We start from the raw sequence: 19,971 nt of genomic DNA, 5'->3' as shown, positions 1-19,971 counted from the left end.
CGATCAACCGGAACCGGCCGACCGTACGGGGTATCAACATATCTGGCGTTGACTTTTGGCACGCTGTTGAGTTCTCAAGGAACGGACGCTTCCTTCGAAACCGTTTCACCGGTTTCTCCGGGCGCTTCCCTTCGGTGTTTCACACGCTATCAGACCGATTTCGTTTCTCCGAATCCGTGCTTTTCGCAGACATGCGAAAGCTGATCCGAAGATCTGTCGTCAGGTGACTGATGGCGCTGCCTCGACCTGGATGTGCCCGCAGTGGACTGCGGCGCTTCATCCGGGGCAGGGATACGACAGTACAACCCTCGCGCAGCCGTGGCAAATCGATTCGGTCCCCCAGGGGTGCCCTTCGGCCTGCACAGCTTGTGCGGAATCCGCAGTTCCTATGACTTACGCTTCTGGGCAGTGCGCTGCCTGGGACGGGCAGTGACAGTGCGTAACGAATTCTCCACCCCTGGGAGGCTTCCCAATGACCACCGTGACCTCCCCGCTCGCCGGGCGTGTGATCGGACTCGAGGCCGTGCCCGATCCGGTGTTCTCCGGGGCGATGGTCGGCCCCGGCACCGCGATCGATCCCGTGCTCGAGCCTTCCGTGGCGGTGGCGCCGATCGACGGCGTTGTCGTGTCACTCCATGCCCATGCGTTCGTCGTCGTCGACGGGGAGGGGCACGGTGTGCTCATCCACCTCGGCATCGACACCGTTCAGCTGGGCGGCGAGGGATTCGAGTTGCTCATCAACAAGGGCGACACCGTGCGGCGCGGCGACGCCGTGGTGCGGTGGGACCCCGCGGCCGTGGTGGCCGCCGGGAAGTCGCCGGTCTGCCCGGTCGTGGCGCTTGAGGCCACCGCGGAGTCCCTGGCCGACGTCAGTGCGGACGTCGATGTGAAGTCCGGCGACGTTCTGTTCAGCTGGACATGAGCTCAGTGCCGGTCGGAGCCGGTCTGATCGGCCATTACGGCGAGTAGACAACCACCACGGCGGGTGATCCCCGCCGTATCGAACCGGAGACGTGTGCAATGGAGACAACGCTGCGAGGCGTCGGCGTGAGCCACGGAGTGGCGATCGGCGAGGTGCGGCACATGGGGACCGCGGTCCTGGAGCCGCCGGCGAAGCAGATTCCGTCGGACGAGGCGCCGCGCGAGCAAGGGCGCGCTCGCCAGGCGGTGGAGGCCGTGGCCGCCGATCTGCTGGCGCGCGGCAATCTGGCGGGCGGCGAGGCGCAGGCCGTGCTCGAGGCACAGGCCATGATGGCGCAGGACCCGGAGCTGATGGCCGATGTCGAGCGGCGCATCGCCGTGGGCAGCACGGCCGAGCGCGCGGTGTACGACGCCTTCGCCGCGTACCGGGCGCTGCTGGCCGGGGCCGGTGAGTACCTCGCCGGGCGGGTGGCCGACCTGGACGATGTGCGGAACCGGATCGTGGCCCGGCTGCTGGGGGTGCCCATGCCGGGTGTGCCCGACAGCGACGAGCCGTATGTGCTGATCGCGCGGGACCTGGCCCCCGCCGACACCGCGCTGCTCGACCCCACCCTGGTCCTCGGGTTCGTGACCGAGGAGGGCGGGCCGACGAGTCACAGCGCGATCCTCGCGCGCGCCCTTGGTGTGCCGGCGGTGGTGGCGCTGCCCGGCGCCGGTGAGCTCGCCGAGGGGATCCTGATCGCTGTGGACGGCAGCACGGGAGAGATCTTCGTGGCCCCGAGCGAGGAGAAGCAGGCCGAGTTGGCCCTGGCCGCGGAGGAGCGGAAGGCCGCGCTGGCCGCGTCCTCCGGGCCGGGTGCGACGTCGGACGGGCACAAAGTGCCGCTGCTCGCGAACATCGGCGGCCCGGCGGATGTGCCGGCGGCCGTGGAGGCCGGTGCCGAGGGCGTAGGGCTGTTCCGCACCGAGTTCCTCTTCCTCGACGACAGCACCAAGGCGCCGTCGGAGGAGAAGCAGTTCGAGGCGTACCGCCAGGTGCTGGAGGCCTTCCCCGAGGGCCGGGTGGTGGTGCGGGTCCTGGACGCGGGCGCGGACAAGCCGCTGGAGTTCCTCACCCCGGCCGACGAGCCGAACCCGGCGCTGGGTGTGCGCGGGCTGCGGACGCTGCTCGACCACCCGGATGTGCTGCGGACCCAGCTGACGGCGCTGGCCAAGGCCGCGGCGGGGCTGCCGGTCTACCTGGAGGTCATGGCCCCGATGGTGGCCGACCGGACCGACGCCAAGGCGTTTGCCGACGCGTGCCGGGAGGCGGGGCTGCGGGCCAAGTTCGGCGCCATGGTGGAGATCCCGTCCGCCGCGCTGCGGGCGCGCTCGATCCTCCAGGAGGTGGAGTTCCTGTCGCTGGGCACCAATGACCTGGCGCAGTACACCTTCGCCGCGGACCGTCAGGTCGGCGCGGTGTCCCGGCTTCAGGACCCGTGGCAGCCGGCGCTGCTCGATCTGGTGGCCCTTTCCGCCGAGGCCGCGCAGGCCGAGGGCAAGAGCTGTGGCGTGTGCGGGGAGGCCGCGTCGGATCCGCTGCTCGCGTGCGTGCTGACCGGCCTGGGCGTCACCAGCCTCTCCATGGGCGCCGCGGCGATTCCCTACGTGCGTGCCACGCTGGCCAAGCACACGCTCGCCCAGTGCGAGCGGGCAGCCGCCGCGGCCCGCGCGGCGGACACCGCCGAGGATGCCCGCGTCGCCGCGCAGGCGGTGCTGTCCGGCGAGTGAGCCGGTGATGTGAGGTGTGGTCCGGGAGGCGTCCCGTCGCGGTGGGTGCGGCGGGGCGCCTCCCGTCTACGTCGGTCTCCTTACGAGCCGTCCGGGCCGTCGGGGTCGTCCGGGCCCGGTAGCGGGATGCCCGGCCGGTACTCGACGCCGTGCTCGGGCGGGACGGGCTCGCCGGTCTCCGCGTCGGTGCAGTACGCGCTGAAGACCTCGGCCTCGCTCAGCGGCCGCAGCCAGCCCTGGTGCAGCGACCAGCCGCGGACCGTGTCCGGGGCGCCGGGCGTGGTGGTGCGCAGCACGACGCCGCCTGGGCTGTTGGTGGCGATCCCGCAGGCCAGCACGGTGCTGAAGATCAGGGCCTCGGTGCCCTCCACGACCTCCGTGGCTTCCGCGTGGACCACTGCCACGAGCGGGGCGCCGTTCGCCGGGACGCTGCACACCACATGGTGGCAGCCGGGCCCGGCCGCCGCGAGCAGTCGCCGCAGCGCGGCTTGGGCGCGGCGGAACGCGGCGTGGCCCGGGTCGTCGCCGCACCCGCAGCCTCCCGCGCGGGACAGCAGGGCCGTGGCGTACTCCCAGGTGGCCTGCTGCTCGGCGGCGCCGACGAGCCGCTGGACGAGTTGGTCGAGCGGCTGGCCCTCGTATGTCACGGTCGGGCCCGCGGCGGCCACGTCGGCCGTGTAGCGGGTGCGGGCGACGGAGGTGTCGGGGTCCATGCCGGAGTCCGCGCAGAACTCCTCGTACTCGGCCGGGTCGAAGAGGGCGATGGATGTGTGCACGCCCTGTGCCGCGAGCATCCGCAGCAGCCCCTCCGTCTGCCGCAGATACGCGGCGTGGTCGTCGAAGGCGAACGACGCGTAGCGCCGCATGGCCGCGAAGTCCTCCTCGCCGGCCAGCAGCGCCACGGTGCTGGGCGCTTCTCTGCGCAGCGCGCGCCGCGCGGCGCGGTCCCTCCGGTCCGTGCCGCCGTGTGTGGTGTGCGCCATGACTCCCCCTCTGCGCGGTCGATCAGTGCTCACTCACCGTAACCGGGGGCACTGACAACGCGCTGTGCCGCTACGCGGCGGGCGGGGTCGGCGGGGCGGACTTGTCGCGGGCCAGGCGCTCGTAGAAGCGCAGCAGCTCCACGTTGTCGACCGAGCCCGGGTTGACCGCCTTGTCCAGGGTGGTGCCCTGGAGCAGCCGCTTGACCGGCACCTCGATCCGCTTGCCGGTGAGGGTGTGCGGCACGCCGGGCACTTCGATGATCTCGTCGGGCACATGGCGCGGGGAGAGCTGTTCGCGGATGGTGCGCTTGATGCGGTCGCGCAGCGCCTCGTCGAGGGCGGCGCCCGGAGCCAGGTGGACGAACAGCGGCATCCAGTAGCCGCCGTCGGGCTGTTCGACGCCGATGACGAGGGATTCGCGGATCTCGGGGAGGCGCTCCACGGCTTCGTAGATGTCGGCGGAGCCCATCCGTACGCCCTGCCGGTTGAGCGTGGAGTCGGAGCGGCCGTGGATGACGACCGTGCCGCGCTCGGTGAGGGTGATCCAGTCGCCGTGCCGCCAGACCCCGGGGAACATGTCGAAGTAGCTGTCGCGGTAGCGGCTGCCGTCCGGGTCGTTCCAGAAGCGGACGGGCATGGACGGCATGGGGCGGGTGATGACCAGTTCGCCGACCTCGTCGAGCACCGGTTCGCCGCTCGGGTTCCACGCCTGTAGGTCCGTGCCGAGCCCGGGGGCCTGGAGTTCGCCGATGTGGACCGGGAGGGTGGGGACGGCCCCCGCGAAGCAGCTGCACACGTCCGTGCCGCCGCTGACCGAGGCGATCCACATGTCGCCCGAGTCGGCGGCGAACTCGTCGTGGATCCAGCGGAAGCCGTCGGGCGGCAGCGGGGAGCCGGTCGTGGCCACGCAGGCGACGCGCGAGAGCTCGAAGTCGCGGGCCGGGTGGACCCCGGCCTTGCGGCAGGCCATGACATAGGCCGCCGAGGTGCCGTAGAGCGTGGTCCCGGTGCGCTCGGCGACGCGCCACTGGGCGGCGGTGTCGGGGTAGCCGGGGCTGCCGTCGTAGAGGACCACGGTGGTGCCGACGAGCAGGCCCGACACCAGGAAGTTCCACATCATCCAGCCGGTGGAGGTGTACCAGAAGAACCGGTCCCCGGGGCCCAGGTCGCAGTGCAGGCCCAGCTGTTTGAGGTGCTCGATCAGGATGCCGCCCTGGGACTGGACGATCGCCTTGGGCAGTCCGGTGGTGCCCGAGGAGTAGAGCACCCACAGCGGGTGGTCGAAGGGCACCTGCTCGAAGACCGGTTCCGCCGGCTCGCGCACCACGGTGTCCCATTCGATCGCGCCCTCGGGGGCCGGGGTGCCCAGCAGCGGGATGTGGACGACGGCGCGCAGGGTCGGCAGTTCGCGGCGCAGCTCGGCGACGGTCTCGGTGCGGTCGTGTTCCTTGCCGCCGTAGCGGTAGCCGTCCACGGTGAACAGGACCACCGGCTCGACCTGCTGGAAGCGGTCCAGCACGCTGCGCGCGCCGAAGTCGGGGGCGCAGGAGGTCCATACGGCGCCGACGGCGGCGGTGGCCAGGAGCGCGACGGCCGCCTGCGGGATGTTCGGGAGGTAGCCGCTGATCCGGTCCCCGGGGCGTACGCCCAGGCGGCGCAGCTCGGCGGCGGCCGCGCCGACCTGGCCGCGCAGCTCGGCCCAGCTGACGGGCCGCGGCTCTTGGCTCTCGTCGACGTGGAGCAGGGCGGGTTCGGTGGCGCGGGCGGGGTCCTCGGCGGCGCGCAGCGCGTGTTCGGCGTAGTTGAGGGTGGCTCCGGGGAACCACTGGGCGCCGGGCATGGCGGCGTCGGCGAGCACGGTGTCGTACGGGGTGGCGAAGCGCACCTCGAACCACTCGGCGACCGCCTGCCAGAAGCGCTCCAGCTCCGTCACGGACCAGCGGTGCAGCGCGGCGTAGCTCGCCGCCGGGTCGGCGGGGTCGGGCGCGGGGGCGCCGTGGCGCTCGGCCGCCCAGGTGTGGAAGCGGGTGAGCTGGGCCCGGGCGATCCGCTCAGGCCCCGGCTGCCAGAGGGGGCGCGGCAGGTGGTCTGGGTGCGCTGCGGTGGTCATCTGTCGGCTCCCGGCTCCTCGCGGTGCGCGGATACGCGCGGTGTGTGTCCCGTGCAGGACGATGCCATGTGATCGACTTGTGCACCAGGGCCGCCACTCCATATCGGGGGCGGTGGGGATGTGTCGGGACCACGGGTGAACGGCAGTTGAACGCCGCGCGCACGGGGCTCCGTCAATGGCAGGGTGATCAACATGGATGCGCGTGACCTGGTGCGGTCGGTGAAGGTGGTCGGTACGGCGCAGGGGCTCAGGTCGCTGCGCTCGGCGTGGCGGCGTCGGCGTTCCGACGCGGTCGGGCTGCCGCCGCGGGGGCCTGAGCGCGCGCGGGTGCCGGGCGAGGTCCTGGGGGCGGATCCGCAGCCGGGCGGCGGGGTGGTGCGGTTCGCGCGGTCCTCGCTGCTGGTGCGGGTGACCGCGGGCGGCGCGGTGTTCTGCGGGTGGGACGGCGCCGAGCCGGCGCCTTCGTACGCGCTGGACGGGCCCTGCCCGGACGCGGACGAGCGGGTGCGTCTCGAGCCGGACACGGACGGCGGCTGGCGGGTGGTCTCCGAGCGGGTGACGGTGACGGTCTCGCGGACCGGGGCGGTGGAGATGCGGACGCCGGGCGGGGTGGTGCTGCGGCGGGATCTGCCGCCGCGCTGGTGGGAGCCGGCCGGGGCCGATCCGGAGGGGCGGGGCGTGGATGCCGGCGGGCCGGGCGCGGTCGGCGACGAGCCGCTTACGGACGGGGAGAGGCCGGGAGCGGGGCGGGCCGTGGCGCGGTGGGAGCACCGGTCGCAGGTCGCTGCGGACGCGCGGTTCTTCGGGCTGGGCGGGCGGGCGTCCGGGCCGCGGCTGCGGGACGGCTCGTACCGGCTGTGGAACACCGATCCGGGCGGCAGCTTCGGGCCGGGGGACGACCCGCTGTATCTGACCATGCCGGTGCAGCTGGTGGTGGCGGACGCGGGCACCCATCTGGTGTTCCATGACAACTCGTGGGACGGCACGGTCACGCTGCGGGAGGGCGAGGAGGGCGAGGGTTCCGGGCACGACCGGCCGGGCGGCTGCCGGATCCGGATGGAGGGCGGCCCGCTGCGCTACTGGGTGATCGTGGGCACGCCGGCGCGGGCGCTTCAGGGCTGGGCGGCGCTCACGGGCGCTCCCGCGGTGCCGCCGAGCTGGGCGCTGGGCCACCACCACGCGCGCTGGGGGTTCGGCGGCCAGGAGGAGGTGCGGCGGGTGGTGGCGGGCTACCGGGAGCGGGAGCTGCCGCTGTCGGCGCTGCATCTGGACATCGACCACCTCGCCGGGCACCGGGTGTTCACGGTGGACGCCGGCCGCTACCCCGATCTGCCGGGGCTGGCGGCGGAGTTGCGGGAGGGCGGGACGCGCCTGGTGTCGATCGTCGATCCGGCGGTCAAGGCGGAGCCGGGCACCGCGGCGTACGACAGCGGCTCGGCCGAGGAGGTGTTCGTACGCGATGCGCGCGGGCGCGAGGTGCGCGGGGTGGTGTGGCCGGGCGAGGCGGTGTTCCCGGACTTCACCGATCCGCGGGTGCGCAAGTGGTGGGGCGGGCTGTACGCGGAGCGGCTGGCGCAGGGGTTCTCCGGGGTGTGGCACGACATGAACGAGCCGGTGTCGTTCGCGGCCTTCGGCGATCCGACGCTGCCGCGCTCGGCGCGGCACGCCCTGGAGGGCCGGGGCGGCGACCACCGCGAGGCGCACAACGTCTACGGTCTGGCGATGGCGCGGGCCGGCTACGAGGGGCTGCTGGAGCTGCGGCCCGAGGAGCGCCCGTTTCTGTTCTCCCGGTCGGGGTGGGCGGGGCTCCAGCGGTACGGGGGCAGCTGGTCCGGGGATGTGGCGACCGGGTGGCCGGGGCTGCGCGCCTCACTGTCCCTGGTGCTGGGTCTTGGCCTGTCGGGGGTGCCGTACTCCGGCCCGGACGTCGGCGGGTTCACCGGCAGCCCGTCCCCCGAGCTGTATCTGCGCTGGTTCCAGCTGGCGTCGTATCTGCCGCTGTTCCGCACGCATTCGGCGATCTGGGCGGGACGGCGGGAGCCGTGGGAGTTCGGGGAGTCGGTCCTCACGCACGCGGCGGCCGCGCTGCACGAGCGGCAGCGGCTGCTGCCGTACTTCGTCACGCTGGCGCACGAGGCCCGGCGCACGGGGGCGCCGTACGCGCGTCCGGTGTGGTGGCGGTGGCCCAAGGACCGGGCGCTGCGCGACTGCGAGGACGCCTTTCTGCTGGGGGACGCGCTGCTGGTGGCGCCGGTGCTGGAGGAGGGCGCCGAGCGGCGGGCGGTGCGGCTGCCGCGCGGCCGCTGGTACGACACGGCGACCGGCCGGGCGTACGAGGGCCCGGGGCAGGTGGTGCTGGACGCCCCGCTGTCGCGTGTGCCGGTGCTGGCGCGGGCGGGCGCGGTGGTGCCGGTGGCGGGCGCGGACGGCGGGGTGGAGTTGGAGGCGTGGACTCCGGTGCGGGGCCGTCCGGGCCGCGGGACGCTGGTCGTGGACCCGGGCGACGGGTGGGACAGGCCGGAGGTGGTGCGGTTCGTCTCGCGGCTGCGGGACGGCGAGGTGGCGGTCGAGCGGGAGGGCGCGGCGGAGCCCGGGTACCCGGTGCGGGTGCGCGGCGAGGCTCCGAAGGAGCGGCCGCGCCGGCAGTGAGCGGGGCCGGATGGGCCACTTGGAGGCCCGCGGATGGGCGTGTCGGTTCCGGTGGGGCTTGTTCCGGACCCGGCCGCCCTGATATCTGAGGTGGGCATGCCGAGATTCACTGTCGCGCTGCGCGCGCTCGCCCTGCCCTTCGCCGCCCTGCTGGCCCTCTCCGCCCCCGCCCCGGCGCAGGCCCGGGCCGAACCCAAAGCGCCGAAGGAGTTCGTGGCGCTGAGCGCTGTGGACCCGACGATCCTCCAGGAGATCCGCTACGACACCCCGCACAACTTCACCGGCCACCGCGTGGACGGCTACCTCGAGCCGCTGTGCATCCTCACCCGCCCGGCCGCCGAGGCCCTGCACCGGGCGCAGGGCTCGCTGCTGCGCCAGGGCTACACGCTCAAGGTGTACGACTGCTATCGGCCGCAGCGCGCGGTCAACGACTTCGTGGAGTGGGCGAAGGACCTCGACGACCAGTCGATGAAGGGGGAGTTCTACCCGGATGTCGACAAGACGCGGCTGTTCGAGGACGGTTACATAGCCGAGAAGTCGGGGCACAGCCGGGGCAGCACCCTGGACCTGACGATCGTCAAGCTGCCCGCCGTGCCCACCCGTCCGTATGAGCCGGGCGAGAAGCTGGTGCCGTGTTACGCGCCGAAGGGCGAGCGGTTCCCGGACAACTCCGTGGACATGGGCACCGGTTACGACTGCTTCGACACGCTCTCGCACACGCTGGACCCGCGGATCCAGGGCGCGCAGCGGGCGAACCGGCTGCTGCTGAAGGACACGCTGGAGGCCCTGGGCTTTGTGAATCTGGCCGAGGAGTGGTGGCACTACACCTACAAGCCGGAGCTGTTCCCGGACACCTACTTCGACTTTCCCGTCTCGCACCGGTCGTTGCGCGGCCACTGAGGCGGGGGCTCCCCCGCGCCCGGCGGGCGGCGGCGCGGCTCACAGCCGGCCGCCCGCCGGGTCGGCGGAGAGCCGCTGCGCGATGTGGACGGGGAGCACGGAGAGGGCGACCAGCAGGGCGGCCACGACATTGACGACGGGCGCCTGGTGGGGCCGGGCCAGGTTCTCGTAGATCCAGATGGGCAGGGTGCTGGTCCCGGGCCCGGCGGTGAAGGTCGTCACCACGATCTCGTCGAAGGACAGCGCGAAGGCCAGCAGCCCGCCCGCGAAGAGCGCCGAGCGTACGGCCGGGAACGTGACGTGGCGGAAGGTCTGCCAGGGGCGTGCGCCGAGGTCGGCCGAGGCCTCGGCCATCGAGGGCGCCAGCCGGCGCAGCCGCGCCCCGACGTTGTTGAAGACCACGACGACGCAGAAGGTGGCGTGCCCGACGACCACCGTGAACAGGCCGAAGCCGACGCCGAAGGGGTCGAGGAAGGTGCGGAAGGCCGCGTTGAGGGCGATGCCGCTGACGATGCCGGGCAGCGCGAGGGGCAGCACCAGCAGGAAGGACACGGTGCGCCGCCCGAAGAAGCGGTGGCGGTGGACGGCGAAGGCGGCCATGGTGCCGAGCACCAGCGCGATGGCGGTCGCGGCGAGACCGGCCCGTACGGAGGTGAGCAGCGCTTCCCGCGCTCCGTCGCTGTGCAGCGCGGCGCGCCACCACCGGCCGGTCAGGCCGCTGGGCGGCCAGCCGAAGGACCGGTCGGAGTTGACGGAGTTGAGCAGGACGAGCAGCAGGGGCGCGTAGACGACGGCGAGCCCGGCGGCGGTGACACAGCCGAGGGCGATGCGGGCGGTGCGCGACAGCCGCACGGGCGGCACCTCCTTGAACAGGACGGGCGGGCGGGGTCTCAGAGGGAGTCGAGGGCTCCCGCCCGGCGTACGGCGGCCAGATAGCAGACGATCAGGACGACGGGCACCGCGGAGAGCGCGGCTGCCATGGGCAGGTCGAGGGTGATCTGCGAGGCGATGACGTTTCCCAGCAGCTGGGTCTTGCCGCCGACGATCTGCACGGTGATGTAGTCGCCGAAGGTGTGTAGCAGTCGTGCGAATGGCCTGAGGATCCTGGGTGTTTCTGGGCAGGCGAGCCGCACTTTCTGGATCGCCCGTTCGATAAATTCACGCGATCGGGTGAGATGTCCGGTGGGGCTGTTGCCGGTGAGAGCGACGGCGCTACGGTGCAGTCTTGGCCGCGAATCTTCATACCGCGTCGGCCTGCCAACAGAACAGGGAGCGGACTCCACAGCTCCCATGAACCAAACGCCCCGCGCCCGGGAAGCGACGCGGGGTCCCTGCCCCGACCGGGTCCACATCGGCTCGGAAAGCGTCCGGCAGGGCGACCTCCACCGCGCCAGACCCGCCGCGTCCAGCGGCGTCGACAGCAGCAGGAACCGAACACGATCGGCACCGACCGCACCAGGCGGCCACAACCGGCTCACACCCGCGGGACTCCAACCCCCGTCGGCATATCAACACGAGCCAACCACCCGACGTCGCCCCGGATCACCCAGGACAACTCAGGGAACCCAAGCCGATCAGAGACGCTGAGCGAGAAGGTGAAGATCGCCGATCGAGCCGAGGTAGGCCAGGGTCAGCCACAGCAGTGGCAGGCCGAGCAGGGCCTCTCGGGGGCCGGGGCGGGGGGGTGAGGATGGGTCGGGTGCCGGGCGGGCTGCGGGGGCTCCCATCCCAGCCCTTGATCTCGGTCCAGGCCCTGGTCCACTGGGCGTAGTCGGTGCAGGTGGTGTTTTTGCGTCCGTCGAGGCACTGCTTGATGGGCGTGGTCCAGAAGTGGACCTGCCGGTGGTAGCTCTCGTCGTCGGCGTGGTAGACGGCGCAGTGGCGGGGGTCCTTGGTCCGGGCGCATGCCTTGGCGTTGGGCGGGGCCTCGCCGAAGTACTCGGCGACCTGGGCGTTGACCTTCGGGGAGACGATCCAGTCGAGCCATTTGTAGGCGCAGTTGGGGTTCTCGGCCTTGGCGGAGACCATCCAGGTGTCGGACCAGCCGGTGGCGCCTTCCTTGGGCAGTACGGCCTTGACCGGCGCCTTCTCGGCCTAGGTGAGGTTGGCGATGACCTGCCAGGTGGTGCCGATGACGCTGTCGCCGCCCTAGAAGGCGGTGATCTCCTTCTGGTAGTCGCTCCAGTACTCCCCGATCGCCCGGTGCTGCTTCTTGAGCAGGGCGACGGCGGCGTCGAGCTGGCCGCGGTCCAGGGCGTAGGGGTCCTTGATGCCCAGCGACGGCTGGGTCTTCATCAGGTAGAGGGCGGCGTCGGCGATGTAGATGGGCGAGTCGTACGCGGTGACGTGGCCGCGGTAGGCGTCGGCGTCGTCGAAGACGGCGCGCCAGGAGTCGGGGGCGGGTTTGACCTTGTCGGTGCGGTACATGAGGAGGTTGGCGCCCCGGCCGTGCGCACGCGATGATGTTGACCTTGCCCTCGCCCTTGCCGAGCTTCTCCGGGGCCTTCGCCTTCTCGTCGTCGCCGTTCGAGCCACATGCCGTGGCGGCCAGCAGGGCGCACGCCACGGCCGCGGACCTCCCCACGAATGTCTTCCGCATCCTGGTCCTCCCCTACGACATGGCTGTCCGGGATCCCGCCAGTATCAGGGGCGGGATTCCGCCTCGCCAGGGCGCCTCATGCAATGTCCAGGTCAACCTCCCGGCTCAGCCGGGCAGCGGAAAGGCGTCGTCGTCGTCCCACAGCAGCCGGACATCGGCCTCGGGGCGGACGGCGCACGGGAGTTGAGCCAGGTTCTGCCGGATCACGGTCAGCCGGTCGCCGTGTGGAAGCACAACGGTGAAGCGGGTGTGCGCCCCGGCGTGCACGATGTCGGCGATGCGCCCGGTCACGCTCCGCTCCCCGTCGGCGGACGGCTCGGCGAGGCCGGCGAGGCGGATGCGCTCGGGCCGGATGCTGTAGGCGCCCGGGCGGCCCACCACACGGACGGCCGCGGCGCCGCGCAGCAGGTTGGTGCTGCCCATAAAGCCCGCGACAAAGGCGGTGGCGGGGCGCTCGTACACCTCCACAGGCGGGCCGATCTGTTCGATCCGGCCGTCAGAGACCACCGCGACGCGGTCGCTCATGGTCAGTGCCTCCTCCTGGTCATGGGTGACGAGGAGGAAGGTGATGCCGGTGGTGCGCTGGAGTTCCTTCAGCTCGGTCTGCATCTGCCGGCGCAGGCCGAGGTCGAGCGCGCCGAGGGGCTCGTCCAGCAGCAGCACGGCCGGCCGGTCGACCAGCGCGCGGGCCAGGGCGACGCGCTGCCGCTGGCCGCCGGAGAGCTCTGCGGGGCGGCGCGGCCCGAAGCCGTCCAACCGGACCGTGGTCAGGGCCTCGCGGGCGCGGGCGAGCCGCTCGGCCTTGCGCACGCCGCGCACCATCAGGGCGTACGCGACGTTCCGCTCGACATTCATGTGCGGGAACAGCGCGTAGTCCTGGAAGACGGTGCGCACGTCGCGGCGGTGGGGCGGCAGCGCGGTGACATCGCGGCCGGACAGCTCGACGCGGCCCGCGGTGGGCCGCTCGATCCCCGCGACCAGGCGCAGCAGGGTGGTCTTGCCGGAGCCGGAGGGGCCGAGGAGCGAGAAGAACTCGCCCTCGGGGAGGGAGAGATCGACGCCGTCGACCGCTCGTACGGAGCCGAAGTCCTTGCTCACGGCCGCCAGCCGGACCGCCGCTTCCGTCGTGGCCACGCGTGCTCCCTTCGCTGGGGTGGTACCCCTGATACCGGGGTTACGTGCCCCGCGGCCGCTGTGCCACACTTCTGACGTATCGTCAGTTCTGGTTGTCCCGCTGTCTGGGAGGCGTCGTGCCGCGCACCCGTACACCGGTGGTCCCCGGGTGGTTCACCGCCGAGGGCGAGGAGTTCCGGCTGCTGGGGACGCGGTGCCGGGTCTGCCGCTCGGTGTTCTTCCCCCGGGAGGACTCCTTCTGCCGCAACCCCGGCTGCGCGGGCACCGAGCTGGACGAGGTGCCGCTGTCCCGGCGCGGCCGCGTCTGGTCGTACACCGACGGCCGCTACCGGCCGCCCGCGCCGTATGTCAGCGACCCCGGCGTGGAGTGGCGCCCGTACACCCTGATCGCGGTGGAGCTGGCGGCCGAGCGGATCGTGGTGCTCGGGCAGGGCGCGCCCGGGGTGACCGTGGCCGACCTGGCCGTGGGGATGGAGGTCGAGGCCGTGCCCGGGGTGCTGAACGAGGACGCCGAGCACATCTGGACCACGTGGAACTGGCAACCCGTCAAGCGCGGCGCGCCCCGCGCCGAGGAGCGGTCATGACCGGGGCGGGCGGCGAGGTGGCGGTGCTGGGCGCCGGGATGCACCCCTGGGGGAAGTGGGGCCGCGGCTTCGTCGAGTACGGCACGGTGGCCGCGCGCGCCGCGCTCGCCGACGCCGGTCTCGACTGGCCCGCCGTCGACTCCGTGGTCGGCGCCAACACCGTGCGGAGCGGCTACCCCGGGCAGGTGGCGGGCGCGACCTTCGCGCGGGCACTGGGCTGGCAGGGGGCGCGGGTGACCAGTGTGTACGCGGCCTGCGCCTCCGGCGCGCAGGCCATTCAGACCGCCCGCACCCAGATCCTGGCCGGGCTGGCGGACACCGTGCTCGTCGTCGGCGCGGACGCGGCGCCCAAGGGCTTCTTCGCGCCCGTGGGCGGCGACCGGCCCGATGACCCCGACTGGCTGCGCTTCCGGCTGCTGGGCGCCACCAACCCCGCGTACTTCGCCCTCTGGGCCCGCCGCCGGATGGCCCGGTACGGCGACACGCCCGACGACTTCGCGCGGGTCAAGGTGAAGAACGCGGCCGCGGGGGCCGCCAACCCGAACGCCCGCTACCGCGCGGCGGTCAGCGCCGAGGACGTCGCGGCCTCCCCGGTCGTCGCCGACCCGCTGCGCCTGCTGGACATCTGCGCGACGTCCGACGGGGCGGCCGCGCTGGTGCTGAGCAGCCTGGACTTCGCCCGGCGGCGGGGCGTCCGGCGGCCGGTGCGGATCCGCGCCGTCTCCACCGTCACCCCGCGCTATCCGCGCACCGAGCTGGACCTGCCGGACATCGCGACCGACTCGGCGGCGGCCGCCCCGGACCCGGAGCCCGGCTCCTTCCGCTCCGCCCTCGCGCGGGCGGCATACGAGGAGGCGGGGCTCGGGCCCGAGGACCTGTCGCTCGCGGAGGTGTACGACCTGTCCACCGCGCTGGAGCTGGAGTGGTACGAGGACCTGGGGCTGTGCGGGGCCGGGGAGGGCGCGAAGCTGCTGAGCGAGGGCGTCACGGCGCTCGGCGGGCGGCTGCCCGTCAACCCGAGCGGCGGCCTCGCGTCCTTCGGCGAGGCGGTCCCGGCCCAGGCCATCGCCCAGGTGTGCGAACTGACCTGGCAGCTGCGGGGCCTGGCCGGGGAGCGGCAGGTGGCGGAGGCGCGGACCGGGATCACCGCGAACCAGGGGCTGTTCGGGCACGGGTCGTCGGTGATCGCGGTCCGCTGAGCGGCGCGGTGCGGGTCGGTGCCGGGTCGTCGCGGGGCGGCAATCGTGGGCCGCCGACCCGGGCCGCGCGTCAGGCCAGCGACAGGAACAGCTTCTCCAGCCGCACCCGGTTGCGCTCCCTGGTCTGCGGCCGGGCGCCGTTCTCGTCGGCGAGACAGTGCTGAAGACCGCTGGCGATGATCGCGAAACCCGCCCGGTCCAGCGCCCTGGACGCGGCCGCCAGCTGAGTGATCACCTCTTCGCAGTCCCGGCCGTCCTCGATCATCCTGACGACCCCGGCGATCTGCCCCTGGGCCCGGCGCAGCCGGTTCAGCACCGCGGTCAGCTCCTCGGCCGCCAGCTCCAGCTCCAGTTCCGGCTCCGGTTGCGGCTCCACAGCCACTCCTTCCAGATACCCGGCGGGCGACCTGCCCGGCCGGAGACGTCCCGAGACACACCACGGCCCGCACCCCGGACGGCGGGGTACGGGCCGTATCGCCGACGCCGACCTGGCGGCGCGCGCCGGCCTAGCGCCTGGCCGCGGAGGCCATCATCGCGTGCTCGACGACCGAGATGAGCACTTCCTTGGCGGATTCCCGCTGCCGTGCGTCGCACAGGACGACCGGCGTGCCCGGGTCGAGGTCGAGCGCGTCGCGCACCGCCTCCTCCGGGTAGCGCTGGGCGCCCTCGAAGCAGTTGACGGCGACCGTGAAGGCGATGCCGCGCCGCTCGAAGTAGTCGACCGCGGCGAAGCAGTCCTCCAGCCGCCGGGTGTCGGCGAGGACGACGGCACCGAGCGCGCCCGTCGCCAGCTCGTCCCACAGGAACCAGAAGCGGTCCTGTCCCGGGGTGCCGAACAGATAGAGCACCAGGTCCTCGCGGAGCGTGATGCGCCCGAAGTCCATGGCCACGGTGGTGGTCGTCTTGGCCTCCACCCCCGCGATGTCGTCGACCGGACGGCCCGCCTCGGTGAGCAGCTCCTCGGTGCGCAGCGGTTTGATCTCGCTCACCGCGCCCACCAGAGTCGTCTTGCCCGCGCCGAACCCGCCCGCCACCAGAATTTTCAGCGTGACCGGGTCGATGACGTGTGAGCGGCCCGGGTCAGAGTGCCCGTAGACCATTGATCACCTCGCGCAGAATCCTCTCGTCCGGCAGTTCCGCCGGAGGTACGGGCCGGGACACTCGGACGAGTGCGGCGTGCAACAGGTCACCGATGAGCACTCGGACGACGCCGACCGGCAGGTCGAGTTCGGCCGCCAGCTCGGCGACGGACTGAGGGGAGTCCCGGCTCATCTCGACGATGTCGATGTGCTCCGGGGACAACGTCTGGTCGGCGACGGGCACCTGGCTCACGCTGTCGGCGACGACCACCGCGATGAGGTCGAGCTTTCCCTCGGCCGCACTGCGGGTGCGGCCCCGTGTCATCGCGTACGGCCGGACCACCGGTCCCGCCGCGTCGTCGATCCAGTGGGCAGTGCCTTCACCCTCTGCGGTCATCTCCCCCCTCCCCCGTCACCCGCCGGATCGCGGCGCGCTGCCCAGATGCACGCCCACCCGCTTGACCAGCAGCGTCATTTCGTACGCCACCTGTCCGACATCCGAGTCCGCGTCGGCGAGCACGGCCAGACAGCTGCCGTCGCCGGCGGCGGTGACGAACAGGAAGGCGTCGTCGAGCTCCACGATGGTCTGGCGGACCCGCCCGACGTCGAAGTGGCGGCCGACCCCCTTGGCGAGGGAGTGGAAGCCCGAGGCCACGGCCGCCAGGTGCTCGCCGTCCTCGCGGGACAGGTCGCGGGAGCCGCCGGTGGGCAGGCCGTCCCCGGAGAGCACCAGCGCCTTGCGGATGCTGCCGACGCGCCCGACCAGTTCATCGAGCAGCCAGTTCAGCTCGCCCGATGCCCTCGGCGAGGCGTTCCGTGCTGCGTGCGGTGCGGTCATCGACCGTCCCCCTCATATGTTGTTCCAGGTGCTCTGTCCGCCCCACCACTGCCGCCGGACGTCTGGCGTCGGCCGCGCTGCCATCCCCGTTGGAGCGAGGCCATGGTGGCCCGCGCCTGCTCGGCGTCGCGTTCGGGGTCGGTCTCGGCAGGGTAGCGGTCCGCCTCGGTCTGCGGAGCGGGGTCGTTCTTCAACTGGGGTGCCAGGCTGGCCTGCCGCACCCGCTTGGGGAGGCCGGACGCCGACCGCTGGGCCGGCACGCCGCGCGCCGGGCGGGCGGGCTCCCCGTTCCAGGCCGTCGGAGCCTGCTGTTCGGGGGTGGGGGCGGGGGCACCTGGTCGGCCCGCGTTCCAGGGGGAACCGCCCTGGCCGCCGGCCGCGGACCCGTCCCGGCCGCCGGACGGAGCCCCGCCCTGACGGCCCGACGGGGATCCGCCCTGGCCGCCGCCACCGGACGGGCCCTGGCCCTCCGGGCGGTCCTGCCGCTGAGCCCAGGACGGCTGCCCGGCGCCCTGCGGCGGCCGCGCGTGCCGACCGCCGCCCGAGGCGCCCTGCACCGGGCGGCCGTGGTCCGAGACCAGCACCGGCGGCACCCGGCGGGGCAGCGGCGCCGGAGCGCCCTCGTCCCGCATGGCCGGGGCGCCGTCCCGCGCCTGCTGATGCTGCACCTCGGCGACCGGCTGATGCGGTTGGTGCGGTTGATGCGGTACGGGACCGGTGGGCCGGGCGCCCGCGGGCGGCGACTGCGACAGACCGCGGGCGCGGAAGATCGCGCCCACCTCGTCGTCGTCCTCGATGTCGCCCCCGTTCGCGACCGGCGCGAGCGGCACTGCGGACGGCTCGAGTTCGACCGGTCCGTCGACCACCGACACCTTGCGGCCCGCCCGGTCGGAGAAGGCGACCGGCGCCGCGTCGACGGCCTGAAGCCTGCTGTCCGGGCCCATCCTGACGTCGGAGACGCCGCGCTCCCGGCCGCGCTCGTAGGAGTCCTCGGCCTCCTGGCCCTGCTCGCCGCTGTCGGTGAGCAGGGTCGAGGGGATGAGCACGATCGCGGTGGTGCCGCCGTACGGGGAGGGCTGGAGCGAGACCCGGACGCCCTGCCGCTGGGCCAGCCGGCTGACCACGAACAGGCCGAGCCGGTCGGTGTCGGACAGCTCGAAGTCCGGGGTCTCGGCGAGCCGCTGGTTGGCCTCCAGCAGGGCATCGGACGTCATGCCCAGGCCCCGGTCGTGGATCTCCAGCGTGAACCCCTTGGCCACCCGCTCGCCGTGCACCTGAACGGAGGTGTGCGGGGGCGAGAAGACGGTGGCGTTCTCCAGGAGCTCGGCGATGAGGTGGGTGAGGTCGCCGACCGCCGGGCCGTTGACCGCGAGCCGCGGCATGCGCCGGACCTCGATCCGCTCGTAGTCCTCGACCTCGGCGACCGCGGCGCGGACGACGTCCATCAGCTGGATCGGCTTGCGCCACTGCCGGGAGGGGGCCGCGCCGGAGAGGATGACCAGGCCCTCGGCGTGCCGCCGCATACGGGTGGTCATATGGTCAAGGCGGAACAGGTCGGCGAGCTCGTCCGTGTCCTCGGTGCGCCGCTCCATGGTGTCCAGCAGCGTCAGCTGGCGGTGCAGCAGCACCTGGCTGCGGCGCGCCAGGTTGACGAAGACGTCGGAGACGCCCTGGCGCAGCTCGGCCTGTTTGACCGCGGCCTCGACGGCGGCCCGCTGGAGGGTGTTGAGGGCCAGGCCGACCTGGCCCATCTCGTCCGGGCTGTAGTCGCGGCGGGGCGCCTCGGTGTCCACATCGATCTGCTCGCCCGCGCCCAGACGGCGCATCACGTGGGGCAGCCGCACGCTGGACGCCTCCTGGGCGTCCTTGCGCAGCTGGGACAGGTCGCGGATCAGGCTGCGGCCGATCCGGAACGAGACGAAGATCGAGACGATCAGGGCCAGCAGGCCCAGGATGCCGGCGGCGAAGGCCCGCAGCATGACGTCGTCGGCCACCGGGTCGATGCGCTGCTGGAGGCGGTCGGTGGCCTCCTTGCCCAGCCGGTCGTAGTCGTTGAGCACCGGCTGGGCTGCGACCTCCCAGTGCTCCTCGTCCAGGGCCTTGAGCGCGTCGGACGGCTTGGTCGAGGCCATCAGCTTGCCCTCGGCCAGGCGGAGGGCGGCGGGCGCGGACTTGGTGCGCCGGTAATCCGCGAAGATCTTCTGCTCCGAGGCGGGCAGGATCGGCAGGCTGGTCTCGTACAGCAGGTTCCGCTCGGCGATCAGATCGGAGATCGCGTGCAGGTCCTCGGGCGTCATCCTGCGCGCCGTCAGCGCCGAGACGTACAGCGCGTCCTCGCGGGAGAGCGCCTCGCGGGCACGGATCATGGCGACCAGGGCGCGGCCCTGCTTGTCCAGGTCCGTGTCGGGCACGGCGTGCAGCGAACTGCGGAAGTTGTAGCAGAGGTCGACGAGTTTGTTGTAATACTCATATGTCGCCGCGCGGTTGATGCCGCGGTCCTCGACCTTTCGGCGCAGGGCGTCCAGGCCCTCGGTCGCCTTGAGGATGGCGGAGAGCTGGTCCTCCGACTCGTCGTTCATCATGTCGCGCACGCCGCCGTCCGTGGCGGCCTCGCGCAGGGTGCCCATGACCTCGTCGGTCTTGCGCTGGAGCGCGTGGAGGACGGGCAGCGCGTCGGCCTGGCGCGGATCGGCGAGCAGAATGAGGGTCTGGCGGCGCTCCTTCTGGATGGCGTGTACCGCATCCTCGGCCGGCTGACCGGCCTTGTCGATGATGTCGGAGGCGTCCAGCAGTCGAATCGCCTCACGAACGGTGATCACTGTAGCGAAGGCCCAGATTGCCGTCAGCGAGACAAGTGGCACCAGCAACAGCGCCACGATCTTCCGGCGGATCGATTTCCCGCGAAAGCGCATGGCCTCCCCAACGTCAACCCCGTTATACGGGGGCGGTGTTCGAGTTCCGACAACAAGCGGCGCGAGCCTACTACTGCCTGTTCTGCAACTCGAAGGCATGTCCGCTAGATGCCGGGGCAGGCCCACCCGGACCCCATCACGAGTTGTCCGGTGATGCCTGACTTACCCCCCGCTTTCCGGCCCTCCACTATCGGCTTCGACGGACGAGAATGAGTCAACCCTTGGCTGGTTTTCCCCTCTCTGGGGGAACCTCCCAGCGCTGTTATTCGTGCACTGAGGGGGCACAATAAGGG

15 protein-coding genes and 2 pseudogenes are annotated in these 19,971 nt (G+C 72.6%); 6 read left to right on the top strand and 11 right to left on the bottom strand.

Annotation, left to right across the window (positions count from 1 at the left end):
- Positions 1 to 472 precede the first annotated feature (472 nt).
- Together ACH4S9_RS39140 and ptsP are read left to right on the top strand one after the other, a co-directional pair.
- Complete coding sequence (locus ACH4S9_RS39140; RefSeq protein WP_311726764.1) at positions 473 to 922, top strand: PTS glucose transporter subunit IIA; 450 nt, start codon at positions 473 to 475, stop codon at positions 920 to 922.
- Between the two features lie 98 nt (positions 923 to 1,020).
- Positions 1,021 to 2,691 (top strand): phosphoenolpyruvate--protein phosphotransferase, encoded by a 1,671-nt coding sequence (gene ptsP / locus ACH4S9_RS39135; RefSeq protein WP_385344433.1) that lies wholly within the window; start codon positions 1,021 to 1,023, stop codon positions 2,689 to 2,691.
- 80 nt (positions 2,692 to 2,771) lie between these two features.
- Here ptsP and ACH4S9_RS39130 read toward each other — a convergent pair whose 3' ends face one another.
- Positions 2,772 to 3,674, bottom strand: coding sequence for a hypothetical protein (locus tag ACH4S9_RS39130; RefSeq protein WP_398376464.1), 903 nt, complete (start codon positions 3,672 to 3,674; stop codon positions 2,772 to 2,774).
- 70 nt (positions 3,675 to 3,744) lie between these two features.
- Positions 3,745 to 5,784 (bottom strand): acetoacetate--CoA ligase, encoded by a 2,040-nt coding sequence (locus tag ACH4S9_RS39125; protein WP_398376462.1) that lies wholly within the window; start codon positions 5,782 to 5,784, stop codon positions 3,745 to 3,747.
- A gap of 192 nt (positions 5,785 to 5,976) precedes the next feature.
- On the opposite strand from ACH4S9_RS39125, the gene ACH4S9_RS39120 reads away from it, so the two are divergent.
- Entirely contained in the window at positions 5,977 to 8,433 is a 2,457-nt protein-coding gene (locus ACH4S9_RS39120; RefSeq protein WP_398376461.1) for a glycoside hydrolase family 31 protein, read from the top strand.
- Between the two features lie 96 nt (positions 8,434 to 8,529).
- Positions 8,530 to 9,333 (top strand): M15 family metallopeptidase, encoded by an 804-nt coding sequence (locus ACH4S9_RS39115; protein WP_311726769.1) that lies wholly within the window; start codon positions 8,530 to 8,532, stop codon positions 9,331 to 9,333.
- A gap of 39 nt (positions 9,334 to 9,372) precedes the next feature.
- Here ACH4S9_RS39115 and ACH4S9_RS39110 read toward each other — a convergent pair whose 3' ends face one another.
- The 4 genes and pseudogenes from ACH4S9_RS39110 to ACH4S9_RS39095 all read right to left on the bottom strand — a co-directional run bounded on the left by ACH4S9_RS39110 (position 9,373) and on the right by ACH4S9_RS39095 (position 13,066).
- Complete coding sequence (locus tag ACH4S9_RS39110; RefSeq protein WP_398376458.1) at positions 9,373 to 10,185, bottom strand: ABC transporter permease; 813 nt, start codon at positions 10,183 to 10,185, stop codon at positions 9,373 to 9,375.
- Between the two features lie 38 nt (positions 10,186 to 10,223).
- Positions 10,224 to 10,406: pseudogene (locus tag ACH4S9_RS39105) on the bottom strand (ABC transporter permease); the annotation flags it as partial.
- Between the two features lie 658 nt (positions 10,407 to 11,064).
- Positions 11,065 to 11,784, bottom strand: a pseudogene (locus ACH4S9_RS39100) (extracellular solute-binding protein); the annotation flags it as partial.
- Positions 11,785 to 12,037: 253 nt separating this feature from the next.
- Positions 12,038 to 13,066, bottom strand: coding sequence for an ABC transporter ATP-binding protein (locus tag ACH4S9_RS39095; RefSeq protein WP_398376456.1), 1,029 nt, complete (start codon positions 13,064 to 13,066; stop codon positions 12,038 to 12,040).
- A 116-nt stretch (positions 13,067 to 13,182) separates the two neighbouring features.
- Here ACH4S9_RS39095 and ACH4S9_RS39090 point away from each other — a divergent pair, with 116 nt between their 5' ends.
- The gene (locus tag ACH4S9_RS39090) at positions 13,183 to 13,650 is read left to right on the top strand and encodes a zinc ribbon domain-containing protein (RefSeq protein ID WP_361185138.1); all 468 of its coding nucleotides are present in this window, start codon (positions 13,183 to 13,185) and stop codon (positions 13,648 to 13,650) included.
- Positions 13,647 to 14,849 carry a lipid-transfer protein gene (locus ACH4S9_RS39085; RefSeq protein ID WP_398376453.1) on the top strand — a complete coding sequence of 401 codons (1,203 nt, stop codon included), beginning with the start codon at positions 13,647 to 13,649 and terminating at the stop codon, positions 14,847 to 14,849. Before ACH4S9_RS39090 ends, ACH4S9_RS39085 begins: the two co-directional genes overlap by 4 nt.
- A 70-nt stretch (positions 14,850 to 14,919) precedes the next feature.
- Here ACH4S9_RS39085 and ACH4S9_RS39080 read toward each other — a convergent pair whose 3' ends face one another.
- From ACH4S9_RS39080 to ACH4S9_RS39060, 5 genes are all read right to left on the bottom strand, one after another.
- Positions 14,920 to 15,201, bottom strand: coding sequence for a metal-sensitive transcriptional regulator (locus ACH4S9_RS39080; protein WP_311726974.1), 282 nt, complete (start codon positions 15,199 to 15,201; stop codon positions 14,920 to 14,922).
- Between the two features lie 154 nt (positions 15,202 to 15,355).
- Positions 15,356 to 15,949: an ATP/GTP-binding protein gene (locus ACH4S9_RS39075; protein WP_311726774.1), complete on the bottom strand. Its 594-nt coding sequence runs from the start codon at positions 15,947 to 15,949 to the stop codon at positions 15,356 to 15,358.
- A complete protein-coding gene (locus tag ACH4S9_RS39070; protein WP_311726775.1) occupies positions 15,930 to 16,325 on the bottom strand; it encodes a DUF742 domain-containing protein in 396 nt (131 codons plus the stop codon). Before ACH4S9_RS39070 ends, ACH4S9_RS39075 begins: the two co-directional genes overlap by 20 nt.
- A gap of 15 nt (positions 16,326 to 16,340) precedes the next feature.
- Entirely contained in the window at positions 16,341 to 16,766 is a 426-nt protein-coding gene (locus tag ACH4S9_RS39065; RefSeq protein WP_311726776.1) for a roadblock/LC7 domain-containing protein, read from the bottom strand.
- Entirely contained in the window at positions 16,763 to 19,678 is a 2,916-nt protein-coding gene (locus ACH4S9_RS39060; RefSeq protein ID WP_398376450.1) for a nitrate- and nitrite sensing domain-containing protein, read from the bottom strand. Before ACH4S9_RS39060 ends, ACH4S9_RS39065 begins: the two co-directional genes overlap by 4 nt.
- Positions 19,679 to 19,971 lie beyond the last annotated feature (293 nt).

It is taken from the genome of Streptomyces sp. NPDC021225 (assembly GCF_044332865.1).
Taxonomy (GTDB): domain Bacteria; phylum Actinomycetota; class Actinomycetes; order Streptomycetales; family Streptomycetaceae; genus Streptomyces.
This window is presented reverse-complemented; position numbering and strand designations above follow the sequence as displayed.

Coding starts and splice junctions, on each gene's coding strand:
- ACH4S9_RS39140 (WP_311726764.1), top strand. CDS start 473: ATGACCACCGTGACCTCCCCGCTCGCCGGGCGTGTGATCGGACTCGAG.
- ptsP (WP_385344433.1), top strand. CDS start 1,021: ATGGAGACAACGCTGCGAGGCGTCGGCGTGAGCCACGGAGTGGCGATC.
- ACH4S9_RS39130 (WP_398376464.1), bottom strand. CDS start 3,674: ATGGCGCACACCACACACGGCGGCACGGACCGGAGGGACCGCGCCGCG.
- ACH4S9_RS39125 (WP_398376462.1), bottom strand. CDS start 5,784: ATGACCACCGCAGCGCACCCAGACCACCTGCCGCGCCCCCTCTGGCAG.
- ACH4S9_RS39120 (WP_398376461.1), top strand. CDS start 5,977: ATGGATGCGCGTGACCTGGTGCGGTCGGTGAAGGTGGTCGGTACGGCG.
- ACH4S9_RS39115 (WP_311726769.1), top strand. CDS start 8,530: ATGCCGAGATTCACTGTCGCGCTGCGCGCGCTCGCCCTGCCCTTCGCC.
- ACH4S9_RS39085 (WP_398376453.1), top strand. CDS start 13,647: ATGACCGGGGCGGGCGGCGAGGTGGCGGTGCTGGGCGCCGGGATGCAC.
- ACH4S9_RS39075 (WP_311726774.1), bottom strand. CDS start 15,949: ATGGTCTACGGGCACTCTGACCCGGGCCGCTCACACGTCATCGACCCG.
- ACH4S9_RS39070 (WP_311726775.1), bottom strand. CDS start 16,325: ATGACCGCAGAGGGTGAAGGCACTGCCCACTGGATCGACGACGCGGCG.
- ACH4S9_RS39065 (WP_311726776.1), bottom strand. CDS start 16,766: ATGACCGCACCGCACGCAGCACGGAACGCCTCGCCGAGGGCATCGGGC.
- ACH4S9_RS39060 (WP_398376450.1), bottom strand. CDS start 19,678: ATGCGCTTTCGCGGGAAATCGATCCGCCGGAAGATCGTGGCGCTGTTG.